Origin of the sequence: Proteus sp. fly-1089 (assembly GCF_040138965.1) — a bacterium.
In the GTDB taxonomy this organism is placed as follows: Bacteria; Pseudomonadota; Gammaproteobacteria; order Enterobacterales; family Enterobacteriaceae; genus Proteus; species Proteus vulgaris_B.
The window spans coordinates 357,609-383,356 of record NZ_JBEETS010000002.1 but is presented as its reverse complement, the minus strand read 5'-3'; the positions used below and the strand labels follow the sequence as shown (position 1 = coordinate 383,356).

General features: G+C 38.1%; 14 protein-coding genes. 11 read left to right on the top strand and 3 right to left on the bottom strand.

Annotation, left to right across the window (positions count from 1 at the left end):
- Window positions 1-430 precede the first annotated feature (430 nt).
- The 10 genes from carA to ABN080_RS08160 all read left to right on the top strand — a co-directional run bounded on the left by carA (window position 431) and on the right by ABN080_RS08160 (window position 15,314).
- Complete coding sequence (carA, locus tag ABN080_RS08205; RefSeq protein ID WP_072069460.1) at window positions 431-1,594, top strand: glutamine-hydrolyzing carbamoyl-phosphate synthase small subunit; 1,164 nt, start codon at window positions 431-433, stop codon at window positions 1,592-1,594.
- Between the two features lie 17 nt (window positions 1,595-1,611).
- Window positions 1,612-4,839, top strand: a complete 3,228-nt coding sequence (carB, locus tag ABN080_RS08200) for a carbamoyl-phosphate synthase large subunit (RefSeq protein WP_349440806.1) — start codon at window positions 1,612-1,614, stop codon at window positions 4,837-4,839.
- Window positions 4,840-5,345: 506 nt separating this feature from the next.
- Window positions 5,346-5,486 (top strand): Hok/Gef family protein, encoded by a 141-nt coding sequence (locus ABN080_RS08195; protein ID WP_072069458.1) that lies wholly within the window; start codon window positions 5,346-5,348, stop codon window positions 5,484-5,486.
- Between the two features lie 180 nt (window positions 5,487-5,666).
- Entirely contained in the window at window positions 5,667-6,560 is an 894-nt protein-coding gene (locus tag ABN080_RS08190) for an AraC family transcriptional regulator (RefSeq protein ID WP_151434260.1), read from the top strand.
- Window positions 6,561-6,772: 212 nt separating this feature from the next.
- Window positions 6,773-8,467, top strand: a complete 1,695-nt coding sequence (locus ABN080_RS08185) for an ABC transporter ATP-binding protein (RefSeq protein WP_349440805.1) — start codon at window positions 6,773-6,775, stop codon at window positions 8,465-8,467.
- On the top strand, window positions 8,457-10,097 hold the full coding sequence (locus ABN080_RS08180) for an ATP-binding cassette domain-containing protein (protein ID WP_349440804.1): 1,641 nt from the start codon (window positions 8,457-8,459) through the stop codon (window positions 10,095-10,097). Before ABN080_RS08185 ends, ABN080_RS08180 begins: the two co-directional genes overlap by 11 nt.
- 131 nt (window positions 10,098-10,228) lie before the next feature.
- The gene (locus ABN080_RS08175; RefSeq protein ID WP_349440802.1) at window positions 10,229-12,421 is read left to right on the top strand and encodes a TonB-dependent siderophore receptor; all 2,193 of its coding nucleotides are present in this window, start codon (window positions 10,229-10,231) and stop codon (window positions 12,419-12,421) included.
- Window positions 12,421-12,675, top strand: coding sequence for a hypothetical protein (locus tag ABN080_RS08170; protein WP_072069454.1), 255 nt, complete (start codon window positions 12,421-12,423; stop codon window positions 12,673-12,675). Before ABN080_RS08175 ends, ABN080_RS08170 begins: the two co-directional genes overlap by 1 nt.
- Window positions 12,672-14,078, top strand: a complete 1,407-nt coding sequence (locus ABN080_RS08165; protein ID WP_349440801.1) for a PepSY-associated TM helix domain-containing protein — start codon at window positions 12,672-12,674, stop codon at window positions 14,076-14,078. Before ABN080_RS08170 ends, ABN080_RS08165 begins: the two co-directional genes overlap by 4 nt.
- A 12-nt stretch (window positions 14,079-14,090) precedes the next feature.
- The gene (locus tag ABN080_RS08160; RefSeq protein WP_349440800.1) at window positions 14,091-15,314 is read left to right on the top strand and encodes a RhtX/FptX family siderophore transporter; all 1,224 of its coding nucleotides are present in this window, start codon (window positions 14,091-14,093) and stop codon (window positions 15,312-15,314) included.
- An 85-nt stretch (window positions 15,315-15,399) separates the two neighbouring features.
- On the opposite strand, the gene ABN080_RS08155 is transcribed toward ABN080_RS08160, so the two are convergent.
- From ABN080_RS08155 to ABN080_RS08145, 3 genes are all read right to left on the bottom strand, one after another.
- Window positions 15,400-22,506 carry an Ig-like domain-containing protein gene (locus tag ABN080_RS08155; protein ID WP_349440799.1) on the bottom strand — a complete coding sequence of 2,369 codons (7,107 nt, stop codon included), beginning with the start codon at window positions 22,504-22,506 and terminating at the stop codon, window positions 15,400-15,402.
- 223 nt (window positions 22,507-22,729) lie between these two features.
- A complete protein-coding gene (gene dkgA / locus ABN080_RS08150; RefSeq protein WP_196553514.1) occupies window positions 22,730-23,560 on the bottom strand; it encodes a 2,5-didehydrogluconate reductase DkgA in 831 nt (276 codons plus the stop codon).
- 28 nt (window positions 23,561-23,588) lie between these two features.
- Window positions 23,589-24,746, bottom strand: coding sequence for an iron-containing alcohol dehydrogenase (locus tag ABN080_RS08145; RefSeq protein ID WP_196553515.1), 1,158 nt, complete (start codon window positions 24,744-24,746; stop codon window positions 23,589-23,591).
- Between the two features lie 179 nt (window positions 24,747-24,925).
- On the opposite strand from ABN080_RS08145, the gene ABN080_RS08140 reads away from it, so the two are divergent.
- Entirely contained in the window at window positions 24,926-25,708 is a 783-nt protein-coding gene (locus ABN080_RS08140) for a class I SAM-dependent methyltransferase (RefSeq protein WP_349440798.1), read from the top strand.
- Window positions 25,709-25,748: the final 40 nt, after the last annotated feature.

The window sequence follows — 25,748 nt, the reverse complement described above, 5'->3', positions numbered from 1 at the left end:
TTATTTTTTATAATTAATTGAAAACTCATGGTTATTTTTTTAACTGTGAGTTTTTTCCTTTCATTTTTTATTTTTATTCTCTTCTTTATTATTTATGTTAGTTATCTCTTGTTTTTTCTGTTTTTTTTCTAAAAATAGACACAATTCTTCTGTTTTTTCTTTTAAAATCTCAATTTTAAATTATCTTAGTAAGCAAACGGTTAAATTTGCAAGATTTGTTATATTAATTGTCACTTGGTTGATTAAATTGCTAATGATTGATATTTTTTTAATTAAAAAGGTGTTTTTTCTAGACATCTGTCCATTCGATCTTTAGAATGCGCCCAATTTGCCAAAAATTTGCCCAATTTTATATTTTTGGCATTGATTTAGAGTCTTAAATCTGAATTAATATGCATGAAATGTGATTTATTATTCTCTGGAGGGCGTTTTGATTAAATCAGCTATACTGGTTCTAGAAGATGGGACCGAATTCCATGGCAAGTCGATTGGCGCAGAAGGCGCCGCCATCGGTGAAGTCGTTTTTAATACTTCAATGACTGGTTATCAAGAAATACTAACCGACCCGTCTTACTCTCAACAAATTGTTACTCTCACCTATCCCCACATTGGCAACACCGGCGTTAATCATTCAGACGAAGAATCAGAAACCATTCATGCTCAAGGCTTAATTATTCGTGATTTGCCATTAGTGATGAGCAACTATCGTGCACAAGAAACATTATCTGATTATCTTAAACGCCATAATATCGTTGCGATTGCAGATATTGATACACGCAAGCTAACACGCTTATTGAGAGAAAAAGGTGCGCAAAACGGTTGCATTATCGCAGGCAATCATCTTGATACTCAACAAGCTCTCGAAAAGGCCAGATCATTTCCTGGTTTAAAAGGAATGGACTTAGCAAAAACGGTAACAGTGAAACAGCCTTATCAGTGGACTCAAGGAAGTTGGACATTAAAAGGTGAGTTACCCAAAGCAAAATCAGTAGATGAATTGCCATTGCATATTGTGGCATATGATTTTGGTGTGAAACGTAATATTTTACGTATGCTGGTGGATAGAGGGTGTCGAGTTACCATTGTACCAGCACAAACACCTGCGCAAGACGTTTTAGCACTTTCACCTGATGGTATTTTTCTTTCAAATGGTCCCGGGGATCCAGAGCCCTGTGAATATGCCATTAACGCCATTCAAACGTTTTTAACAACCGATATTCCTCTCTTTGGCATCTGTTTAGGTCATCAGCTTTTAGCGTTAGCCAGCGGTGCAAAAACCATCAAAATGAAATTTGGGCATCATGGTGGTAATCATCCAGTTAAAGATTTAGATAAAAATACGGTGATGATCACAGCGCAAAATCATGGATTTGCCGTTGATGAAACCTCTCTTCCTGCCAATTTACGTGTGACACATAAATCTCTATTTGATGGTTCTTTACAAGGCATTCATCGCACAGATAAACCTGCATTCAGTTTTCAAGGCCATCCAGAAGCCAGCCCTGGGCCACATGATGCTGCACCTCTTTTTGATCACTTTATCGAACTTATCGCGCAATATCGTCAAAACCTGCAATCAGTAACAACAAAATAAATCAGGAGCGAAAGAAAATGGCTAAAAGAACAGATATCAAAACAATCCTGATTTTAGGTGCAGGGCCGATCGTAATCGGACAAGCGTGTGAATTTGATTATTCAGGCGCTCAAGCATGTAAAGCGCTACGTGAAGAGGGGTATCGAGTTGTTTTGGTAAATTCAAATCCTGCAACCATTATGACCGATCCTGAAATGGCTGATGCAACGTACATTGAGCCTATTCACTGGCAAGTTGTGAGAAAGATTATTGAAAAAGAACGTCCTGATGCAGTATTACCGACAATGGGCGGGCAGACAGCACTGAACTGCGCTTTAGAATTGGAGCGCCAAGGTGTTTTAGCTGAGTTTGGCGTCACCATGATTGGGGCAACAACTGATGCGATTGATAAAGCAGAAGATAGACAACGCTTTGATAAATCGATGAAAAAAATCGGCTTAGATACAGCACGTTCAGGTATTGCACATAACCTTGATGAAGCGTTTGCGGTCGCACAACAGGTTGGCTTTCCTTGTATTATTCGTCCATCATTTACTATGGGCGGTACAGGGGGCGGTATCGCCTATAATCGTGAAGAATTTGAAGAAATTTGTACTCGTGGTTTAGATTTATCACCAACCAATGAACTGTTAATTGATGAATCACTGATTGGTTGGAAAGAGTATGAAATGGAAGTTGTGCGCGATAAAAACGACAACTGCATTATCGTCTGTTCTATCGAAAACTTTGATGCAATGGGAATTCATACGGGAGATTCCATTACTGTCGCGCCAGCACAAACCCTTACCGACAAAGAATATCAAATTATGCGTAATGCCTCGATGGCGGTATTACGTGAGATAGGCGTTGAAACAGGGGGATCTAACGTTCAGTTTGCCGTTGATCCGAAAACAGGACGTTTGATTGTTATTGAAATGAATCCTCGGGTGTCACGTTCTTCTGCCTTGGCATCCAAAGCAACAGGCTTTCCAATTGCTAAAGTTGCCGCAAAATTAGCGGTAGGTTATACCCTTGATGAGCTGATGAATGACATCACAGGAGGAAGAACACCTGCCTCTTTCGAGCCTTCAATAGATTATGTTGTGACAAAAATTCCTCGCTTTAACTTCGAAAAATTTGCAGGAACAAACGATAGATTGACCACGCAAATGAAATCTGTTGGCGAAGTGATGGCAATTGGTAGAACGCTACAAGAATCTATGCAAAAAGCGTTACGAGGCCTTGAAGTTGGGGCTACTGGTTTTGATCCTAAAGTTGATTTAGATGATCCTGAAGCATTAACCAAAATTCGTCGAGAGCTAAAAGAAGCAGGCTCTGACCGGATTTGGTATATCGCAGATGCTTTCCGTGCTGGATTATCCGTTGATGGCGTCTTTAATCTCACCAATATTGATCGTTGGTTCTTAGTTCAAATTGAAGAAATCGTTCGGCTTGAAGAAAAAGTCAGTGAAATCGGTATCAAAGGGTTGAGTGCTGATTTTTTACATCAGTTAAAACGTAAAGGCTTTGCAGATGCACGCTTAGCTAAAATACTTAACGTAAAAGAGCACGCCATTCGCCAATTACGTGAGCAATATCAGCTACATCCTGTCTATAAACGTGTTGATACTTGTGCGGCAGAATTTGCTACTGATACGGCTTATATGTACTCGACTTATGAAGAAGAGTGCGAAGCAAAGCCACATCAAGATAAACCTAAAGTGATGATCTTAGGTGGTGGACCCAATCGTATAGGTCAAGGGATTGAATTTGATTATTGCTGTGTTCATGCGGCGCTTGCGTTACGTGAAGACGGTTACGAAACCATTATGGTGAACTGTAACCCTGAAACAGTTTCAACAGATTATGACACTTCTGACAGACTTTATTTTGAACCAGTCACATTAGAAGATGTGCTTGAAATTGTACGTATCGAAAAACCAAAAGGGGTTATCGTGCAATATGGTGGACAAACACCATTAAAACTAGCCAGAGCGCTAGAAGCTGAAGGAGTGCCAGTTATTGGCACAACGCCAGATGCTATTGATAAAGCAGAAGATCGTGAACGTTTCCAAAAAGCGGTTGATAAATTGGGGCTTAAACAGCCTGAAAATGCCACTGTAACCGCTTTAGAAGAGGCTGTAGAAAAAGCACAATTGATTGGCTATCCGCTGGTGGTTCGTCCGTCTTATGTACTTGGTGGACGGGCAATGGAGATTGTTTACGATGAAGTCGATTTACGTCGCTATTTCCAAACCGCAGTGAGTGTGTCAAACGATGCGCCAGTGTTGTTAGACCGTTTTCTTGATGATGCGATTGAAGTCGATATTGATGCGATTTGTGACGGTAAGCAAGTCGTGATTGGCGGTATTATGGAGCATATTGAACAAGCGGGTGTTCACTCTGGTGACTCCGCTTGCTCATTGCCTGCTTATACCCTAAGCCAAGAAATTCAAGATGTGATGCGTAAACAAGTCCGTGAGCTTGCGTTTGAATTAGGTGTAAAAGGGTTAATGAATGCACAATTCGCGGTAAAAGGTGATGATGTTTACCTTATCGAAGTCAATCCTCGCGCTGCTCGTACTGTACCTTTTGTGTCAAAAGCCACAGGTGTGCCATTGGCCAAAGTCGCCGCGCGTGTGATGATTGGCCAAACTCTTGAAGAGCAGGGAGTTACAAAAGAAGTTATTCCCCCTTATTACTCAGTAAAAGAAGTCGTTTTACCTTTCAATAAATTTGCAGGCGTTGATCCCATTTTAGGGCCAGAAATGCGTTCAACAGGTGAAGTAATGGGCGTCGGTGCAACCTTTGCACAAGCCTTTGCTAAAGCAATGTTAGGCAGCAGTTCTACCATGAAGAAAAAAGGCAGAGCGCTTCTTTCTGTGCGTGCTGGTGATAAAAAGCGAGTTGTTGATTTAGCAACGAAATTACTAAAAAGTGGATTTGAATTAGATGCTACACATGGTACAGCCATTGTATTAGGTGAGGCGGGAATAAATCCACGTTTAGTCAATAAAGTACATGAAGGGCGACCGCATATTGAAGATAGAATTAAAAATGGTGAATATGACTATATTGTTAATACCACATCTGGTCGCCAAGCCATTGAAGATTCTAAAATTATTCGTCGCAGTGCATTAAGATATAAAGTCCATTATGACACGACGTTAAATGGCGGATTTGCAACAACGTTGTCATTAGCGGCCGATCCTACGGCGAGTGTTATTTCAGTTCAAGAAATGCATAAAAAGATAAATAAAGCTTAAGTTTATTTGTTGCCGTAATAATGATCCTGAATATGAGGAAACTTGTATTCGGGATTTTTTATTTTTTTATTGCTATTAAAAAAAAAGAAAATTTTACGGAAAAAAGAAAGCCCCAAATAAATTTATTTGGGGCGATTGCAAAACAAAGAGGTGGGTGCGGATCTTTTTTTTCAAGTAAGGAGTCAAGAAAATAAAATAAGTTAATTTCTTTGTTTTAGCGGGTTGATTTTGTCTTTTTTTGTCGCTTGAGTCAAGAGAAAATTATTTTGCGACATTAAGTAACGTGTTGTTTTAATTGATTTAAATTTGTTATTTGCTACGGAAAAGGTATAGAGGATAGAGAAATTTCTGTTACTATATTGGCGGGTGCTTGGATCGTTTTGGTTCAAGCATTTCGCTAGAGCCAAAAAGAGAAAAGCCCCGAATTTTATTAGGTATAAAATCCGAGGCAGTCTCACAAACTCACAACTTGATTCTGCCTCCTTCATTGAAAGGAGTCAATCAAATTGACGAAAATAACCTTATTTGGCATTACGGTTGTCTGTGTGACGGTACTTATGTTTGCTTTAATTGTCGGTGAAAGATTATGTTCACTTAACATTAGTAACGGAAATACAGTCGTTCAAGCTATTTTGATGTGTCATTAATAGTTTGGTGGGGAGGTTTCCTCCCTCACAATTTTTCTTCAAGTTGTCAGAGTTTTGGTACAAGCACCCTGTCTTTTAAATTATTCTTTGTGATAGTTTGGATATAAATGATAATGATTGCTATTTCGTTGAATGTTTGACAACATAGCTGATTATTTACTCTGCTGATATCTTTCTATTATGTCTCAACACTCTTCATTCTATTCATATATTGGTTATCAACCTAAGCATCAGCAGGTTGAAGAATATCGCTTTCAAGACCAAATTCTATTACGCCAAGGTGTATTAGAAACTACAGAAGATCTGCATATTGAAGAGACTTATCAAGCCGGCTTTAATTTAGTGGCTGTTCATAGTGGAAGTGTAATTAGTGAAAGTGTCAATGGGCAGAAAATAGAGATAGCGACACCGAGTATTTTTATTGCTAATAGTGTTGAACGTTATTCTTTATTGAATCAATTTAAATCTGGCGATCCCCTAAGATATACATTATTGCAATTATCATCTCAGTGGCTTGAGCAACAACATATTTTATTACCTCCAATACTGCGACAAAACCAATCACTTATGTTGCATCATCTGACTTTGGATAATACGTTTTTAGCGTTAACCATGCAGTTATTCCAAAATCCGGTTCACGATTCCTTAAAACCACTTTACTACTCAGGTAAAGCTTGCGAATTTGCTTCATTAAGTTTGCAATATTTATGTCATGAACAAGAGCCAGCCAATCGGCCATTAAGTCAGCGTGAAAAAAACAGTTTAAAACAAGCCAAAGAAATTTTAATTGCTGAAATGGAAACGCCACCAAAGCTTGAAATATTAGCAACTCGTGTGGGATTAAATACTCGAAAACTTACTCAAGGTTTTCGTCAATTATTTGGCAATTCTGTTTATGGTTGGCTACAAGAATATCGTTTACAAACCGCATATAATATGTTGCTAAATGAAGGGGAGTCTATCTCAAGTGTTGCCTATTATGTTGGTTATACACCCGCTCATTTTTCCGTCGCATTTCGTAAACGTTTTGGTATATTACCGGGCGATGTACGCAAAGGGCATTTCACGCCTTAATTGATTTTATTAGGTTTATCGGTATATTTATTATCTTCATCGCTTGATTTGTCATCTATTAAACACTTAATTAATTCTATCTTTTCCATCTTGCTTAATAAATAAGCAAAATGCGTCTAAATCGAAAGTAATAGTCACGCAATCTAAAGTCTTGTTGCTAGAGGGAAAATACCCTTTTCGCTATAGTGCCACAAGATGTTGTGGAGATTATTATGCATAATGAATTATGGATGTTGTTGCGTCCTTATCGCCCTTTATTAATAGGTGCGCTGTTACTACAAGCTGTTGCAGGTTTTAGCTCTTTAGTACCTTGGTTAGCACTTTATCAACTTATTGTTTCTTTTCCTTCTACTAATACATTCTGGCTAACTATTGCGGTTATTGGTGGCATTGTATGGCTAATATCACAAACCATTGCATTTCATTTAACACATTTAATGGATGCAAAATTAACCTACCAATTACGATTAGCATTATCAGAAAAAATGCAGAAATTACCGTTAAATTGGTTTGTTAGCCAAGGAAAAAATGGTATCAACCAATATGTTCAGCGCGATATTAAAGCATTACATCAATTAATTGCTCATGCACCTGCTGATATCGTGCAATTAATGGTTGTTCCTGTTATTGCTATTATTGTGTTATCAACATTAAATCCTTTTTTACTGGTTTTCTCTCTTATTCCTTTAATCATTGCTTATTTTTGTTTTAAACAAACACAATCATCACGTTATCAAACCTATTGTGAACAGCGTGATGAGGCAATGAAAATACTCTTTGAAGATTATCAACTTCTTGCTGAAAATCCTCTCGTAGCACGCCAATTTCCGCATAAAGGAATTGTTGATAAAACAGAGAAAGCACTATTTAATTTTGTTTTTCATTTTCAAAATTGGGTTAAACGAGTTGGATTATTAGGATCACTTACCCAATTATTATTGAGTGCCACCTTATTAACAGGATGGCTATTATTGGGTGCTACTATTTTTGAACAAGCGTTACCATTGGCCGATTTATTACTGTTTATTTTATTGTTAAGACGTATTGCAGAGCCTGTTATGGCTATGGGGCATGGCGGTGATGCCTTACGTGTAGCAAAAAAATCAGCGCAGCGGATACAGCAATTATTAAATCAGCCTGAAATGCAATATGGTGATTTATCAACAGAGACGATATCTCACGCCGTAGCGTTAACAGCACACTCTGTTTGCCTTTCGTATGGTGATAAAGAGATCCTCAATAATATTAATTTTGAAATTAAGAAAGGAGAGTTTATTGCCATTGTAGGCCCCTCTGGTGCAGGAAAAAGTTCTTTACTACAACTGATTGCTCGATTTATGGATGTAACATCAGGTGAGATTTTTGTTGAGAATAAGCGTTTACAGACGTATTCACGTAATGCATTAAACCAAATTACTACAGTGGTGATGCAAAACAGTCAACCATTGCCTTATTCAATTAAAGATAACTTATTGTTATTTAATCCCCATTGCAGTGAAGAGCAACTACAATCAGCAATGAATGAAACATATTTTGCTGAAGTCGTTACTAACTTACCCCGAGGTTTATCTACTTTAATTAATGATGAAACGCCACTTTCTGGCGGTGAAGCACAACGTTTGGCAATAGCGCGTGCTTTCATTGCTAATAGCCCACTGTTATTGGCTGATGAACCTTCTTCAGCACTAGATCCTGATAATGCCCAACATATTTTTAATGCATTAAAAAATAAAACCATGACACGGATAATCGTCACACATTCACTGGTTTTAGCACAACAAGCCAACAGAGTGATATTTATGGTTGATGGAAGATTAGTAGCAATGGGAAATCATGATGATTTGCTACTCAATTGTGAGCGCTATAGTGATTTTGTTCAGAAACAAGGAGAGCAAAATGAAGACTAATCCCTTTGTTTCATTACTCTTATCTTTAAAATATCCTCTCAGTTTTATGGTATTGAGCGCCATTTTAGAAGGGCTATGTGGTTTATTATTATTGCCGATTATTATCTATTGGGATCAGGATGCTAGCCAATATTTATGGATGTTAGCGGGATTAACATTAATTACACTTGTTTTTCAGTACATTGCGACATTAAAAGGTTTTCTTGCGGGTACAACGGTGATGAAAATCTTAGTTCAAGCGTTGATCCGCCATTTACCTCGTAGTTTAACACCACCACCTCAAGCACACACGTTATGCTCAGGTGCTGCAATGAGTGCAATGAGTATCCCTGCCCATTTATTAGCGCCTGTTATTAGTGTTGTAGTGACGCCATTAACTGTAATTATTGGACTTTTATTTTATAACATCATTTTTGCTTTGATTTTTATCGTAGCTGCATTATTACTTGTTGCAGTGATGCGGATCAGTGCCAAGGGGCTGTATAGACAAGAAGTGACACTGCAAACAGCAGAGTCTGTTGTGGCTAAAACATTGGCTGATTTTGCACAACATCAGGTATTATTGCGAAAAAGTGGGAGAAATACGCTGTTTTCACAGCAATTACAGCAAGACTTATTGGATCAACACCACCAACAAGTGCAATTATTACAACGAAGCTTACCCTATCATCTGATTTTTTCTTTATGTATTCAGGTTATTTTCATTGCTGTTTTAGTTATTGGTGTAGTGAATGTTGATATTAATACTCTTACTTTAACGCAGTGGTTGGCTGTCGTGGTATTAATCGCTCGTTTTATTGAACCTTTATTTCAGCTTTCTCATATTGATCAAGCATTAAGGCAGAGTAAACAATCACTTACTTTAATAAAAAATACGTTGGATGCTCCCTCATTACAAAGCCCAAAACAAAGTGATACTCCTAAAAGCAATGACATTCGTTGTGAACAACTGGAGGTGAATAATAGTTTAGGAGCGCTGATCCTTTCTAACATAACAGTGCTATGCCCTGATAAAAAAATGACGGCAATTGTCGGCAGTTCTGGTGCGGGTAAAACAACATTATTACATGTTTTGGCACGTCTTAGGGATGCTGATAAAGGGCAGATTTATTATGGAGACAAAAGGGTCAATGATTTATCTGAGAGTGTATTAGCGCAAACAAGACAAATTGTATTTCAACATAATCAATTGATTAGAGGCACATTGCGTTGGTCATTATTACAAGATGATAACTCAACTGTCAGTGATAATGATATTTTGCATCTACTTAATGCATTGAATTTATCGGTGACTCAAACAGATTTAGATGAAGATGTGGGCGATCAGGGAGATCGTTATTCCGGTGGACAAAAACAGCGACTATGTTTAGCGCGTTCATTATTAGCCGATCCTAAGATCTTATTTTTAGATGAGCCAACGGCGAGCCTCGACATCGTCAGTCGTGAGAAAGTGGTACGTTATCTTGAAGAGCTAACATCTACTCGTGTTGTGATCACGCATGATCCTGATATTGCTAAACATGCTGATCACGTGATTGTGCTTGATAACGGAAAAGTGATTGCTGAAGGTTCGCCTAATACGTTGTTGTCATCTTCAACATGGTTTCTGAATTTTTGTGGCTCATTGTGAGTGTTAGATCTTTACTGATTGCCAATCAATATCGATTGGCAATCGAAAGAGATAATCTGGCAATCTAAAATACCGTAATCCTAAAATTGGTAGAGTGATAACCATTATCATTTGAATGTTTTGGGATGAATATGGTTTACATTTCTTCTTTAGCTGGCTTAGATAAAACACAGAAATTATCGCCAGTATTAAATCAACGTACACAAAATAAATTGGCATTAACACAATGTGCTATTTTGTGTTCTACCGCTTTATTTTCACTTTCTGCCATCGCAAATACAGCAACAGAAAATAATAAAGCAGTCGATGTTTTGGTTGTGACTGAAAGCGTAGCACAAAACCGAGATAACCTTGCTCCTGGTGTTAGTACATTAAGTAAAATGGCGCTTAAACCTAGAGAGATCCCACAAACTGTCTCTGTGATAGATAGAGAACAGATAGAAAATCAAAACCTAAATACTCTTGATGAAGTGATGACTCGTGCTAATGGGGTTACTAGCGCACCTTTTGTTTTATTAACAACGGCTTATTACGCACGTGGTTTTCAAATTAACGCCTTTGAACTTGATGGTGTTCCCGCATTAATGGGAAACATGGCAAGTTCGCCACAAGATATGGCAGTGTATGAGCGTGTAGAGATCTTAAAAGGCTCTAACGGATTGATGCATGGAATGGGAAATCCTGCGGCAACTGTCAATATGGTACGTAAACATGCGCCTTTAGACTCACAATTAAAAGCAACATTTACGGCTGGGAGTTGGAACCGTTATCGCGGTGAAGTCGATGTGGGCGGACGTCTAAATCAAGAAGGTAGTGTGCGCGGTCGTGTCGTAATGGCATGGGAAGATAAAGATTTTTTCTATGATATTTCAGATCAAAAGACGCGTTTGATTTATGCCACAGTGGATGCGGACTTAACGACTAACACACTATTACGTACTGGTATTCAATATCAAACAATAGACTCCATCACCAATATGGCAGGTGTGCCAATGGGAAAAGATGGTAGCGATTTACACCTTCCTCGTAAAACTTATTTAGATGCTGATTGGGATCGCTTTAAATGGGATACCACTCGGTTATTTACCGGAATTGAACATCAAATTAATGATGATTGGTTGTTTAAAATCAACGGCGATTATCAATATGCTAAAGCGCGTTTGTTGTATGCAGGGGCATGGGGAAATATTGATCCTGAAACCGGTGATGGTGCCATGCTAATGGGAGGAGCATACAAGTTTCATAACTATCAAACCAGTCTTGATACCAACGTCACAGGAAAACTTAATGGTTGGGGCTTACAACATGATCTGATAGTGGGAATGAGCTACTCAAAAGCCAGTGAAGAACAGCACACTGGGCAATTTAAAGATCCTCTCAATGTTCCTGTAAATATTTATCGTTGGGATCCTCATAGTGTACCGAAACCACAAATAACGGGTTATTCCTCTCAAGGCGCGACAAAAACGGAACAAACTGGAGTCTATGGAATGGGGCGGATCAAGCTTATTGAGCCAGTAACATTGATTGCAGGGGCGAGAGCGAGCTGGTGGGAAGTGAAAAAACCCCAAGCTAAGTTTACTGAAAATGGAAAAATCACCCCTTATGGTGGTTTGATTTGGGACTTTGCACCTCAATGGTCATGGTACAGCAGTTATTCTACGGTTTATCAACCACAAACGGGGAAAACCTGGAGTGGTGACATGTTGAAACCAGTGGAAGGACAAACAGTTGAAACCGGGATCAAAGGAGCGTTGATGAACGGTGGGCTTAATGTATCAGCCGCTGTTTTCCGGATCGACATGAAAAATAATCCACAAGAAGACCCGGTACATCCTGGCGGTGGTTTTAATACCTATTTTATTAGTGGTGGCAAAGTTGTTAGTCAAGGTTTTGATATTGAAGGAATGGGGTACTTATCGCCATTTTGGGATCTCTCGGTCGGTTATACCTATACCGATACAGAATATAAAGAAGATACCTTGAATAAAGGAAATAGCTTTAACTCATTAGTGCCTCGCCACATGGTAAGAGTGTGGACAAATTATCAGTTACCTTGGGATGCGCGTAAGTGGAGTGTGGGTGGTGGTATTCAAGCGCAAAGTGAATATAGCAAAACAAACGGTGAAGTTACGTTACGCCAAGGTGGCTATGCGGTATTCAATTCGCGTTTAGGTTACCAAATTAATGAACATTGGTCTGCTGCATTAAATATTAATAACATCTTTGATAAACGTTATTACTCAAGCCTTTTCTCACCTCAATGGAATAACCGTTACGGCGAACCTCGTAACGTTATGTTGAATATCAAGGCTGATTTCTAATGCAAAAAGCACTGCTGATCAGTTGTGCTGTTTTAGGTAGCGTAATAGGGAGTATTACGCTGTCATTACTGATAGCAACATTTTATCCCAGCACTGATCCCCTTAATCGCCTATATGCAGCCGTCTTTTTACCCGTTGTCTGTTTATGTGGATTGCTCTGTTTTAGCTTATTCTCACTAAATGGAAAACAGGTATTTTGGCGCGCATGGAGCTGGTGGCCATTACCTTTAATATTGATGGAATTTATCGTATGAAAGCAATATTAAAGCGCCAATTTTTACAACTTCATCACCAAGTGGGTTCTTTGTTTGGTATTCTATTATTTATTATTCTATTGACAGGAACATGGTCATTAGCACATGAAAATTTAAATTTATGGACTCAATTTAAGCCGTTAGATAGAGAGTTATTGCCATTAGAACAGTTATTAGCAAAAGGCGAATATCTATTAGGTAAAAACGGTTTCAATAGTGTGAAATTACCCTCTATAGACCATCCAATTATTACTTTCTGCCAAGGAATGGGGGATTGTTCACTGCAATTAAATGCACAAACGGGTGAAGAAATTACGGTAAGAGAAGTTATCTCTCCTATTGTTAATTTACATAAAAATCTATTTATGGGTTTTTCTGGGCGGTTATTTATTAGTTTGTTTGGTTTTGTGTTTGCGCTATTACTAATAACTGGCATTGTTATTCATCACCGTAAAGTTTATCAACTATTTCGACTCCGTTTTAATCAAGGGCGTAGGCTATTTTTCTTTGATTTACATAATGTAATTGGATTATGGAGTTATCCTTGGTTAGTAATGTTTGCATTAACTGGAGCATTATCAGGATTAGGGGCATTTGGTACATTAATGCTCGCAAAATATGTAGAGCCAGATGCTCCAGTACAAGTCATGATGAAATTAATGGGACAATCAACGCCTGTTTCATCTGAGCTTATTGCATCTTCTCCTAGCTCATTATTAATTCAACTTTCACAAGAAAAACCAGACTTTATTCCTGAAACTATTAATTGGAAAAATAGAAGTAATACTGAACAGCAAATTACGGTGAGTGGTATTCATTTATATTTACCCAGCACCGCTAATTTTGAGCAGTTATTTTTTTCTGGCTTAGATAACCATTGGATTGCGGAAAAAAGTTCCGTGTCTCAGCAATTTTGGACACGTGCTTTTATTGCTGTTCAACCTTTGCATTATGGCCAATATTTATGGGCAGGTTCAGCAAACTTTAGTTTATCGGTACTTCATTGCCTAATGGGAATGATGGCCTGTGTATTGACCTTTAGTGGATTAGTAATTTGGGCATTAAAAAAGCCTATTAATATCAGTTCCCGTTTAGTGTTAGGGAGTTGTTCTGGATTAATTTTTGCCAGTACATGTTTACTTCCTTTCGCTATTTTCTCCGCGTTATCACCGATACTGCCTTTTTTTGGTGTTTGGTTGATAACGCTTCTTTTTTATTTTTTTTATCCGCAAGTGATCCAACTTACTTTTCTTATTTTAACTATCAGTAGTGTGGTTTTATTTATCAGTGTCTTTAGTCACTTATTTATAACCCATGCTGCTTTGTGGTGGATAAGTTGTGCCTTGTTGATCAGTGCTATTTTTTATTTTTTGATAGGTCTTTTTCTACTAAAAAGACAGTAATTGGAGTCTGTTATGCAAGAATTATTAAAACATCGACAATTAGTGATAACGCTAGGTTTACTTTATTTAGCACAAGGTATTCCGATGGGAATTGCGATGGATGCATTGCCTACATTATTACGTCAAGAAGGTTCGGCTTTAAGTGCAATCGCATTTATTCCATTAGTTGGGTTGCCATGGGTATTAAAATTTTTATGGGCGCCAGTGGTTGATAATTATTGGTTTAAATCTTTAGGTCGTCGCCGTAGCTGGATTATACCCATGCAGATCATTGTGACGTTCTGTTTATTATTATTAGCAATCCTTGGTATTTCTATCGAAACAGCAAAATGGGGGGTCACTTTATTAGCTATCGCTTCATTAGCCAGTGCTACACAGGATATTGCAACAGATGGTATGGCCGCTGAGCATGCGAGTGGCACGTTATTATCGAAAATAAATGCAGTTCAAATTGCAGGCGTGATGGGCGGCTTTTTCTTAGGCGGAGCAGGTATGATGATCCTCACTGATAAATTAGGCCAGCATACCGCATTATTGTTATTTGCCTTAGTGCCCGCTATCAGTTTATTTTTTATTACGTTATTTCGTCAAAAAGCAAAATATGATGAGGGTGAAAATGATGATTCACCTAATGCAAGCCTATTAAAAACGGTACAGAGAAAAGGAGCGGTAAGACTATTAACACTGACATTGCTTTCAGCAGTAACCGCAGTTTCGGGCTTTGGTTTAGCAAAGCTCTTTTTAAGTGACAGTGGTTGGTCTTTAGCAGAGATTGGGAAAATGGGCATGATGGGTGGCATGGTAACCCTTTTCTTCGGTTGTGGCGGTGGTGCTTGGTTAATTAATAAAATTGGTGTGTGGCGCGCTTTTTCTGTCGGATTACTGTGTGCTTTAGGTTCCTCATTATTATGGCTTTCACAATCAATAGGCTCTATCAATCTTACAATAGTTGCTGTGTGTATTGTATTAGGCTCTTTATCATCAGGGATCACTTCTGTGGCTATTATGACCGCAGGTATGCGTTTTGCGTCAACCGATAATCAAGCCGGTACTGATATGACCGCGGTACAAAGTATGCGTGATATTGGTGAAATGGCGTGTGCAATGATGTTAGTGAGTTTAACGGCAACAATAGGGTATCGTGGTGGATTTGGTTTGGCAGCTATAATTGCGGTTTGTGCATTGATAGTGACGTTGATGAATGTAAAATACCAAGAGAAAGTGTCGATTTCTTAACATTAGAAAAGATAAAAGTATTGATGATTAAAAAACCCCCGTAAAAAGTAAACTTTACGGGGGTTTTATATTAATCAGTCATTTTTTAATTTACTGCTTTATTATAAATAGTGCTGACATTATTTTTATTTGGATCACCTGAGCCGTCCCATTGAACTGTTTGTTGATATTCTTTTGTTACTCCATTGATCGTGATATTTGTGATTAATGTCGCTGAGCCTGAATCAGGATAACCTGCTAGAGGTTGAAAACAATTTTCTTTCATCGCTAATGAAGGAAACGTATCATTGAAAGAATAATTTTGAATTGAAGTATTATACTCGTGTTTATCATGATAATCGACTTCACTACGACTCGCATCACCTTGAATATTAATGAGTTTATGAGAAATTGTTATAGGGTATAATAAGTTATTAGTATATATCCCTACCGAGGTAACAGGAGCAGCCATAACATGTGTCATTGTATCTGTTGGTAATGTTCGGCACGAATTAGTGTGTGTGCCATTATTACTTGTTTCAATAAATAAGATTTTTCCAGCTAATGTAAAATCCATATATTTAGGAGAGATTGCTTTAACATCTAAAGGGTAGAAAGTAGGGTATTCTTTATTGTTATCAGCAAGATCAAATACAATAACTTTGATTTTAAGATCAGTGCTTTGTAATGAATTTTTTTCCATCGTTAATAGCGTTGTGATTGTTTTCCCCGAAGAGATTTCGCTTGCTGAATTTTCAGATATTTTGCTGGTTTTCTTGTTACCGTCCCATAATTCAAAGTTAACTGCATATTCCATTCCGGATGTTTTAGGCGGTATCCAAGAAAAAGTTAATGCATCATCCTCATAAACCGGTGTCCAACTTATTGGTGTATTGGTATTGGGAACAATTTGAGCTTTATTATTATTATCCACTCTTCGTGAGACATAATTAATTGTGACATGAGGCAATTTTCTTACATTAACAAAATAATACCCTTCTGATTCATAGAAATAGTCATTTTCTTTTGATGTTAATGTAATCTCTGTGCTACCTGAGCTGACTTTAACAATGGTTCCATCTTCTTTTATCGAAACAATACTAGGATCTTTTGCTGACCAAACACCTTGCGCCTCTTTAGGTAAAGGGGATATGGGTTGTTGAACTTTAATATTGGTATCATTTTCATATAAAATCATGTTTTTTGATGCAAATTGAATGGACAGTGTTCCTTTATCTTGTTGATAGTCAACGGTCACGGTATCTGCTAAAAATTGTTCGGTGGCATCACTGTTTATACGTATTTTGGTTTTACCTGGTTTGACTTCCGTAATAGTACCTTGTGTATCAATAGTCACTACGTGTTGGTCATCACTTACATAATTTAAAGGAATATTTTTTGCATCAGCATTACCAAAAGTAACGCTAACATTATACGTTATCCCATCATTCCATGTTGATTGTATAGAGAGTGGGGACGTTAGTTTTAGATTTGGTTTCGCTTTTTCAATCACCAAAGGATAGCTGCTTTGAGCTGGTTGATATTGGTCATTACCCGCCGTTTGTAACGTAATAATCGTAGTTCCTGCTTTTTTCATCGATACTTCACCGTTAAGAGTATCAATTGAGGCTACTGAAGGATCAGAACTAGACCACATCACATGAATGTTATTTGGAACACCTGTATAACCTAATGCGTTAATGGGTGCAGAAGCATAGGTTTCTTGCTGAATAGGCTTATCAAAAATAATCTCAGGTTTAGGAATAGTCACTTTAATGGTGATAGGTTTGGCAAGCGTTATCCCCTCTGAATTTGCCGTTAATACGATATCTGTTTTGACATTCGACGTAAGGTTGGTTTGATATTCTCCATTTCCCACGGGTTTTAACGGATTATCGCTAAAGTGAGGTGTGCCACTGGTGGCGGTAATCGACACTTTTTTACCCTCAATGGCGTTATCATATTTATCTATTAATTTAACAGAGAGTAAGGCGCTATCTTTATCATTTCCACCAATAGATTGACGGCTACTGCTAAAGGTTGATTTATTGGCGTCAATATCAGCTGGTGTGACAACCACATCATGAATAGGTTTATGATTATTTAAATCAAGGTAAGCACTCATTTTTAATGTGCCTGCAACATGACTTGTGACTTTCGTTCTTGCGACACCTTTTGCATCGGTATAGGTACTAAAGTCATAATCATCCGCCAAGCCTTGTAATTTCCACGAGACGATAACATTCGGCAATATATTGTCATTGGCATCGACAATGGTAGCTTGGTAATTAACGCCTTTGTCACCGGCAATTATAGTTGTTCTATCAACATCAACAGCTTTAACTTGCCATGTTGCTGGATCGGCACGCAGTTGTAAGGTTTTTTGTTTTTTAAATTCTACCCCATTCACTTTAACAGTGAGTTGTGTGGTGCCTGATTGAGTCCCTGTGACGGTGATTTCATAATGACCAGGGGACACCTGTTTTGCTGTGCTAAATTGCAAGGTTGGGTTAGCTGAAATACCTTCAACAGTTTGATCTGGCAGAATATTGCCTCCTTTATCACGAATCGTTAATGAAAGTATCGCGCTATCTTTACCATTAGCAATAATACTTGAAGGCAATAAACCAATTTCTGAGCGATTTTCGTCAACATCATCGGCGATAAAATTAACATCATCAGCAGGATAAGTACCTGTGCTTAATACAACACTGACTTTGGCAACACCAGCTGGATCTCGGGTTAATTTAGCTTGTGTTACACCTTTGCTATCCGTAAAAGTGAGCGGTGTAGCTAATAAACTGTCTTTGTTTGTTGTCCATGTGACAGGCATACCCGCAATAATAGGGTTGTCATTGGCATCAATTAAGTAAGCATCATAGGTGATGGTATCTCCTGCATGAGGTGTTCTATCACTGATCACAAATTTGCTGACTTTTGCCGTTTGTCCATTAGGTAAGACAGTTAATGGTGCGGTTTGCGTTAAAGTGACTGCGTTGACTTCGGCACTGATGACCGTCTGTCCTGCTTTTATCGCGCCAATTTGTGCTTGATAAATACCTTTATCCGTTTCAGTAAAAGGAGAGATTGTAAACGTGAGATCCGTACTGTAACGAGCATTAATTTTACTTGCTAATCCTTTGAGTAAATTCCCATTTTTATCTTTTAATGTGAGTGTCAATGTGGCTTTTGTTACTGTGGAAACAATGCTATCAGGAGTGAGCGATAACTGAGATTGATCCGCAGAAATAACATCAGTATTAAAGGTAATAATATGGTCTGCATCTAAAGATTGCTGACTGTCTAACAGTGCACTGACTTGTGTTACACCCGCTTGTGTACTGGAAATGGTGGTTTCGGCAATACCTTGCGCATTAGTTTTGCTGAGAGGGGAAGAGAATGTGCCTAATGGACTTATCCAACCGACAGCAACATTTGCCATGCTTGGATTCCCTTGCTTATCAACTATTTCTGCGCGAAGTGTAACTTTATCATGACCGTTAGCAATGACTTCATAAGGTTTGATAACTGTGACACTTTTAATCACGGCATTTTGGGTATCAGCAACAAAACCTAATGGTTGAGTTAAGGTAAATTTGGTATTGCTTTGCTGATATTGCGCACTGATGGTGCTTATTCCTTCTTGTTTACCACTGATATTGAGTTGATAAATTCCTTTGGCAATTTCTTTGATAGAACTAAATTGAATGGTGTTGTTATCCCCAGTTAATAACAGTGTTTTTGCTTGCTGAGGCACAGGGTTATCAAATTTATCTTTTAACGTAATAGTGGCAGCAGAAACCGATTTACCATCCGCAATAATCGATTGTGGATTGAGTATCATGCTGCTGTGTGCACTGGCAGCATTACCCGGTGTGAAGATAACATCTAATGACGCTTGTTGTTTATTTAACAGCGTTGCGGTGAGTGTTGTTGGTAGTGCTTGTGTTCCTTTTAATTCGATATTAACGTCGCCGTTATTATCAGTTTTAACTAAGTTTTTGCTTAATGTATTGTGTGTTGCCTGCCAAAAAACAGGGTGCTGCATTAATGGATTATGATGTGAATCCACAACATGAGCCGTAAATGTCAGGGTGTCGTTATCATCAGCAATTGCACTGATTTTACCATTCAGTGGAGTAATGGTGACAGTTGCACTGTTATGATCAGCAACGGCCATTAAGGTAACTTGTGCTGTTTTACCATTTGCCAATTTGGCGTTAATGGTGGTTAAACCAGCTTGATTTGTCGTGATACGTGTTTGAGTTTGTCCTTGTTTATCAGTTCGTGTCTGAGGTGCACTAAATACTACACCTTGAGAGCCTTGCCATTGCACTGACATATCCGATAACGGGTTGCCTAAATTGTCGGTAACAACCGCTGTGAGTAATGCATTGTCTTTGGTATCGGCAGTAATTTGGTTTTTATCAATCGTTAATGAAGCAAAAAGAGCTTGTTGAATATCGGCAGTAAAATGAATAGGTGCAGCATCAACAGTATCGTTGCTAATGCTGGCGGTCACTATTACATCTAACTCTTTGGTGCTGGTGATTTGCGTCGTCGCTATCCCTTGATCGTCAGTAACAGACATATCATCAATTTTTACGCTATTAGGATCTCCATCAGTTGACCAAATAATTTTTGCGTTGATTAATGGGTTGTTATTATTATCTTTTACCACAGCGGTGTAGGTTACTGGGGTTTTACCATCAGCAATATAAGGTGGCGCAGATGCGGTGATAGACGTGATTTTCCCATTTGACATATCCGCAATAAATTGTGTTTTTTCTTGGCTAACCACGTTATTAACTTCAGCACTAACGGTCACAATTCCTGATACTTTGCTGGTCATTGTGGTAGAGGCAAGACCTTGTTTATCCGTCGTTAATGTCGTTTGTTTTAGTTGCGCTTTATTGTCAGCAGTTAATTGAATGGTGATATCTGGAACGGGGTTTTTATTGGCATCAAGGACTTTAAATGCCAACGTTTTTTCATCACTATTATTGGCAAAGGAGCGATAAGGCGTGATGGTGAAAGTCTCTAATTTTGCCGTATTAACATCAGCAATGAAATTAACTTTCGTCGCATAAGCAATATCTTTCACTGTGACTTCAATGTTTGTTTGACCTTGCAATGTATTGGTAATAGGAACAATAATTTTACCCTGTGCGTCAGTCTCACCTTGTTGCATTATCGTTGCACCATTATCAGCACTAAAGCTAACGGGATAATGAGGAATTGGATTATGGTTAAGATCAGTGACTATCGCTTGGATTTTATTTTGACTTTTACCATCAGCAGGGGCGTTATCTTTAACAACTGTTAACTCACCCTTGGCAATATGCGCAGTAATATCATCAGCAATAAAAACAACCTTTGCCGAATTAAAGGTATTATCTCTAAATTTCGGCGTTAATGTGACCGTTTCAGGTGAACTGCCTGCCGTGATCGTAAGCTGATATTTCCCTGCATCAAGACGAGTAAAAGCGGAAATTCGGCTGGTGCTTATTGCGTTATCTGATCCACTGTTTAGCGATAATTCTTTAAGATTAATATCAACGGGTAATTTATCGTTATCCAGTACGGTTAACAGTAATGATTGCGTGGAGTGCCCATCAGCAGCTAATTGGCTTATTTTAGGCGTAAATTGGCTATTTTGCGTATTAATTGCCGATTGAGAAACTATAATTTTGCTTTGTACAGGATCAGAGCGATTACCTTGTTCATCAATAGCAATTGCACTGATGGTATAGCTATTTTGTTGCTCAGTACCTGTGACATGGCGAGGTAAAATAACTGAATAATTAAAGCCACCGTTATGATTAATTTTACCGCCATTGGTGATTAAGCGACTTGCAGACCATTCAATATTTTTCACGGGATATTTAGCGTGAACATGAACATTGAGATCTTTTTCTTCATTGGCATAACCCGAAAGTGAAGGTGCCATGGAGAGGAAAACCAGCGTTTTCTTTTGATACTCCAAAACAATATCGTTATTTCTATCGACAAAATCATAGCGGCTACCCGACATTAAACGCATTGCTCGCACATTATCAGGATTAAGCTGTGATGAGATTGATTCACCAAGGTGATATTGTAAGCTAATATCTAAGCGATTATCGCTATTGTCGTTTAAACCAAAGCGACGTTCTGCACCAAAAGTGAGCAAAGGAACGGGGGTATAAGTGAGTCCAGCAGTATAAGCGTGAGGATTTTCTTGACGATTATCTTTGCCAAACAAACCCACTTCTTTGCCGTAATACTGTTCAAAAATAAGCTTTGCACCTAATTGTGGATATGCTGGCAAATAGCCTTCTGTTCTGATATCCCAACCATTAGCAGGGCGTTCGTTATAATCCATGACATCATCAGAAGTGCGCCAATTGGATAAACGATGGTAGTGGTTCATGCTGAGTTTAAAATAATCTCGCCAAACTTCAGCACCAACACCAAATCGGCTGTGATAGCGGCTGAGGTCGTAGTCATAAAACGCATTAAGTCCCACCATAAATTTATCGGTAAAATGACGATAACCAATTCCTTGGTTGAATTGGCTACGTGAGTCTTTACGGTGATAACTTGTTTGAGTAAAAACTAAATTTTTCTCTTGATCGTAAATGGGAATTAATAAATCGGCCGAGCTATTTTCTAACGTAAAATCTTTATCTGTGGATAATGATACTCGAGCATGACCAAATTGATTTAACCATTGTTCTATTTGTTGATTGGCTTTACTTGATACTCGGCTAATTGCATATTGTGTTGCATCAGTCTCTTTATTTAATAAAGATGAGTTATCAACAATAATTTGAGCGAGTTCTTGTCCGTCTATTGAAGGAATAGGATTATCTTGATTGTTATTATTTAACCATTTTTTTGTCAATAAAGATTTACTAGGGATATTCAGTGTAATACCTGTTTTTATCTTTAAATTACCGACTAAAGAGACATAATCAGGATTTATTTCAATTAACTCAAATAGCTTTATATTAAACTGCTTTGCAATAGACTCAGGGGTATCACCTTCTTTAACTTGATACGTATTTTCTTTATTAATGAGTTGATTTTCTTGTATATTCCCATCCGCAAAAACATTGACAGGTATTGTTGCTGAAATAGGAAAAGCTAACTGAATTATAATATTAAACCAAGCAACTTTCTTTGTAATGGAGGAAAGTTGCGGTGTTAGCTCACTTTTAAATTTTGTCATTTTTAAACTCACCGTTACAAATAATGATGAGATTCTCGTATTTATATATCTTTTTTATATCAGAAAGTGAACTTGAATTAATTAATTTCTAAAGGTATAAAAAAATGCATTCAGAAAAATAAAAATATATCGTCAAAAAAAGGAAGAATAGAGGATGAGCGAATTGAATAAGAAAAAAGTCAATAGGAAATAACACTATTGACTTTTAACGTGTGAATTAATATTAGATATCAACAAAAACATCAGGATCAGGTCCTAAACGTTTTTTCTGCTCAAGTGTTGTTATTTCCGCAACTTCCTCTTTTTCTAATTTAAAATCAAAAATGTGAAAGTTTTCTTCAATACGTGAAGGAGTGACAGATTTTGGAATAACCACCAGTCCACTATCTAAATGCCAACGTAACACAATTTGAGCGGGTGTTTTATGGTATTTTTCAGCCAGTTTTTGAATAATTGGTTGATCAAATACGCCCTCGCCGCCTTGGGCTAATGGGCTCCAGGATTCAGTCACAATATTGTGAGTCGTATTCCATGCTCTTAATGGTGCTTGTTGCATTAATGGATGAATTTCAATTTGATTAATAACAGGAGTAACGCCCGTTTCAGTAATGATACGTTCGAGGTGCTCTTCTTTGAAATTACAGACACCGATACTTTTGACCAAACCTTCTTTTTGCAAGATGATCATTTGCTTCCACGTTTCAACATAAAGTTCACGTGATGGTGCTGGCCAATGTATTAAATAGAGGTCAATATAATCAAGTTGTAAACGCTGGAGACTTTCTAAGACAGCACCACGAGCATGGGTTTGATCGTTGTTCCATAATTTTGTTGTGATAAAGAGTTCATCACGAGGAACCGTCGTCTGTTTTAGCGCTTTTCCTACACCTTCTTCATTGTGATAAATTGCCGCAGTATCAAAAAGACGATAGCCTGTATCAAGAGCGTGGTGAATAGCTTTAACCACTTGATGGTTATCTGCTTGCCAAACGCCAAGCCCTAATTGAGGTATTGCGTTGCCATCAGATAATTTGATTAGTTTAGGTTTATTCATTTATATCTCCAAAGTCGTATTAAAGTCCTTAGAGTGCCGCTGTATAAATACGTTGGCTGACTTCTAACGTGATATCTTGGTGCTCGCCCAGCGCTGTTTGTCCATGCTCTTCCAATTTTCGCACTAATGCGGGAATATCTTCTTCATTGATTTTGAAATCAGCCAGTCGAGTTCTAAGACCCATTAATTCAAAGAATTTTCGAGTTTCGTTAATCGCAGTTTCAATTTTAAAAGCGTCAGAACCTTGGTTTATACCCCAGACTTTTTGTGCATATTGGATTAACTTTTCATATTTAGCCTGTCGTTTTTCATTTAATAGGGCAGGTAAAACGATGGCGAGAGTTTGTGCATGATCAAGCCCGTGTAAAGCTGTGAGTTCGTGACCTAATGCATGCGTAGCCCAATCTTGAGGAACACCAACACCAAGGATGCCATTAAGGGCTTGTGATGCTGTCCACATAATATTAGCACGGATATCATAGTCTGTAGGTGATGTCAGCGCTTTTGGTCCTTGATCAATTAAAATACGTAAAAGGCCCTCTGCATATTCATCTTGTACACGAGCATTCACAGGATAAGTGAGATATTGCTCTAATATATGAATAAAAGCGTCTACAACCCCATTAGCCGTTTGTCTTGGGGGTAAAGAATAGGTAGTTGTAGGATCTAAAATGGCACAATGAGGGTAGACATAAGGGCTGGAAAAGCTTTGTTTATCCATGGTCTGTTTTTTACTGATAACTGAAAAACTGTTTGTTTCTGTACCAGTTGCCGGAAGCGTTAATACGCAACTTAAAGGTAGGGCTTTTTCAACGACTTTACCGCGACTGGTAACAATTTCCCATGGCTCACCTTGATAGGGTACAGCTGCTGCAATAAATTTTGTCCCATCAATAACCGATCCGCCCCCTACGGCTAATAAATGCGTGATACCGTGGTATCTTGCATAAGAGACGGCTTTCATCAATGTTTCATAAGAAGGGTTGGGTTCAATACCACCGAATTCATGAATCTGATGGCCGGGAAGTGCGGTATAAATTTGGTCTAATACACCATTACGTTTAATACTACCCCCACCATAGGTCAGTAATATCCTTTCATTTTTTCCGATTTCAGAACGTAATTTTTCGATTTGACCTTGACCAAAATGAAGGCGAGTAGGGGAGTAATAAGTAAAGTTTTGCATGTTGTTTCCACCTTAAATTGATGTTCTGCGGGATGACAATAAATCAGGAAAAATTTATTTATTGTATCTAGACGAAATAGCATGACATAACTATAACTGTAAGGTTGTAGAATTAAGAGGTGAATTATCTGCCTTAATGACTACAACGTCCTATCGTGTTGTAATTTATAAGGAGTTATATGGAAAGTCATTATTTAACATTAAACCAAGAACATTGGGATAAACAAGCTGCAATGGAAAATCAGTGGTCTAAGCCTGTAAGCGATGAAGAAATTATCGCTGCAAAGCAAGGCGACTGGAAAGTTCATTTAACGCCTAACCCAGTTAAGAGTGAGTGGCTAGCTGATATTAAAGGTAAAAAAATACTCTGTTTAGCGTCTGCGGGTGGGCAACAAGCGCCTATTTTAGCTGCGGCTGGTGGTATTGTGACAGTATTTGATTTATCAGAAGGGCAATTAAGTAAAGATAGCCAATTGGCGCAAAAGCATCAGTTAGATTTGGTAGCAGTACAAGGAGATATGGCAGATCTAACAGCATTTACTGATGAAAGTTTTGATATTATTTTTCATCCTATTTCCAATTTATATGTACCAGATGTAAATCCTGTTTGGCAAGAGTGCTACCGTGTTTTGAAGAAAGGCGGTGTTTTGATGGCGAGTTTTTATAATCCTGTTGTATTTGTTGATGATAGAGATCCGCAATTACGTTCTCAGGGATTAATGAGACCCACTTACCGCTTACCGTATAGTGATCAAGATTCATTGCCTTCAGATATTCTGCAAGAAAAAGTGGCCAAAGGTGATGGGCTTGTATTTGGTCATTCTTTAACGGATCTTATTGGTGGACAATTAGCTGCGGGTTTTCTATTACAAGATTTTGTTGAAGATTTTGCCCCTCATGCTCGTTTTCTTGTTGATAGCTATATTCCTACATTCCTTGCTTCAAAAGCGATTAAGCTTTAAAGAGAAATAGAGTAAAAAGACCATGATTGTAATTAATATA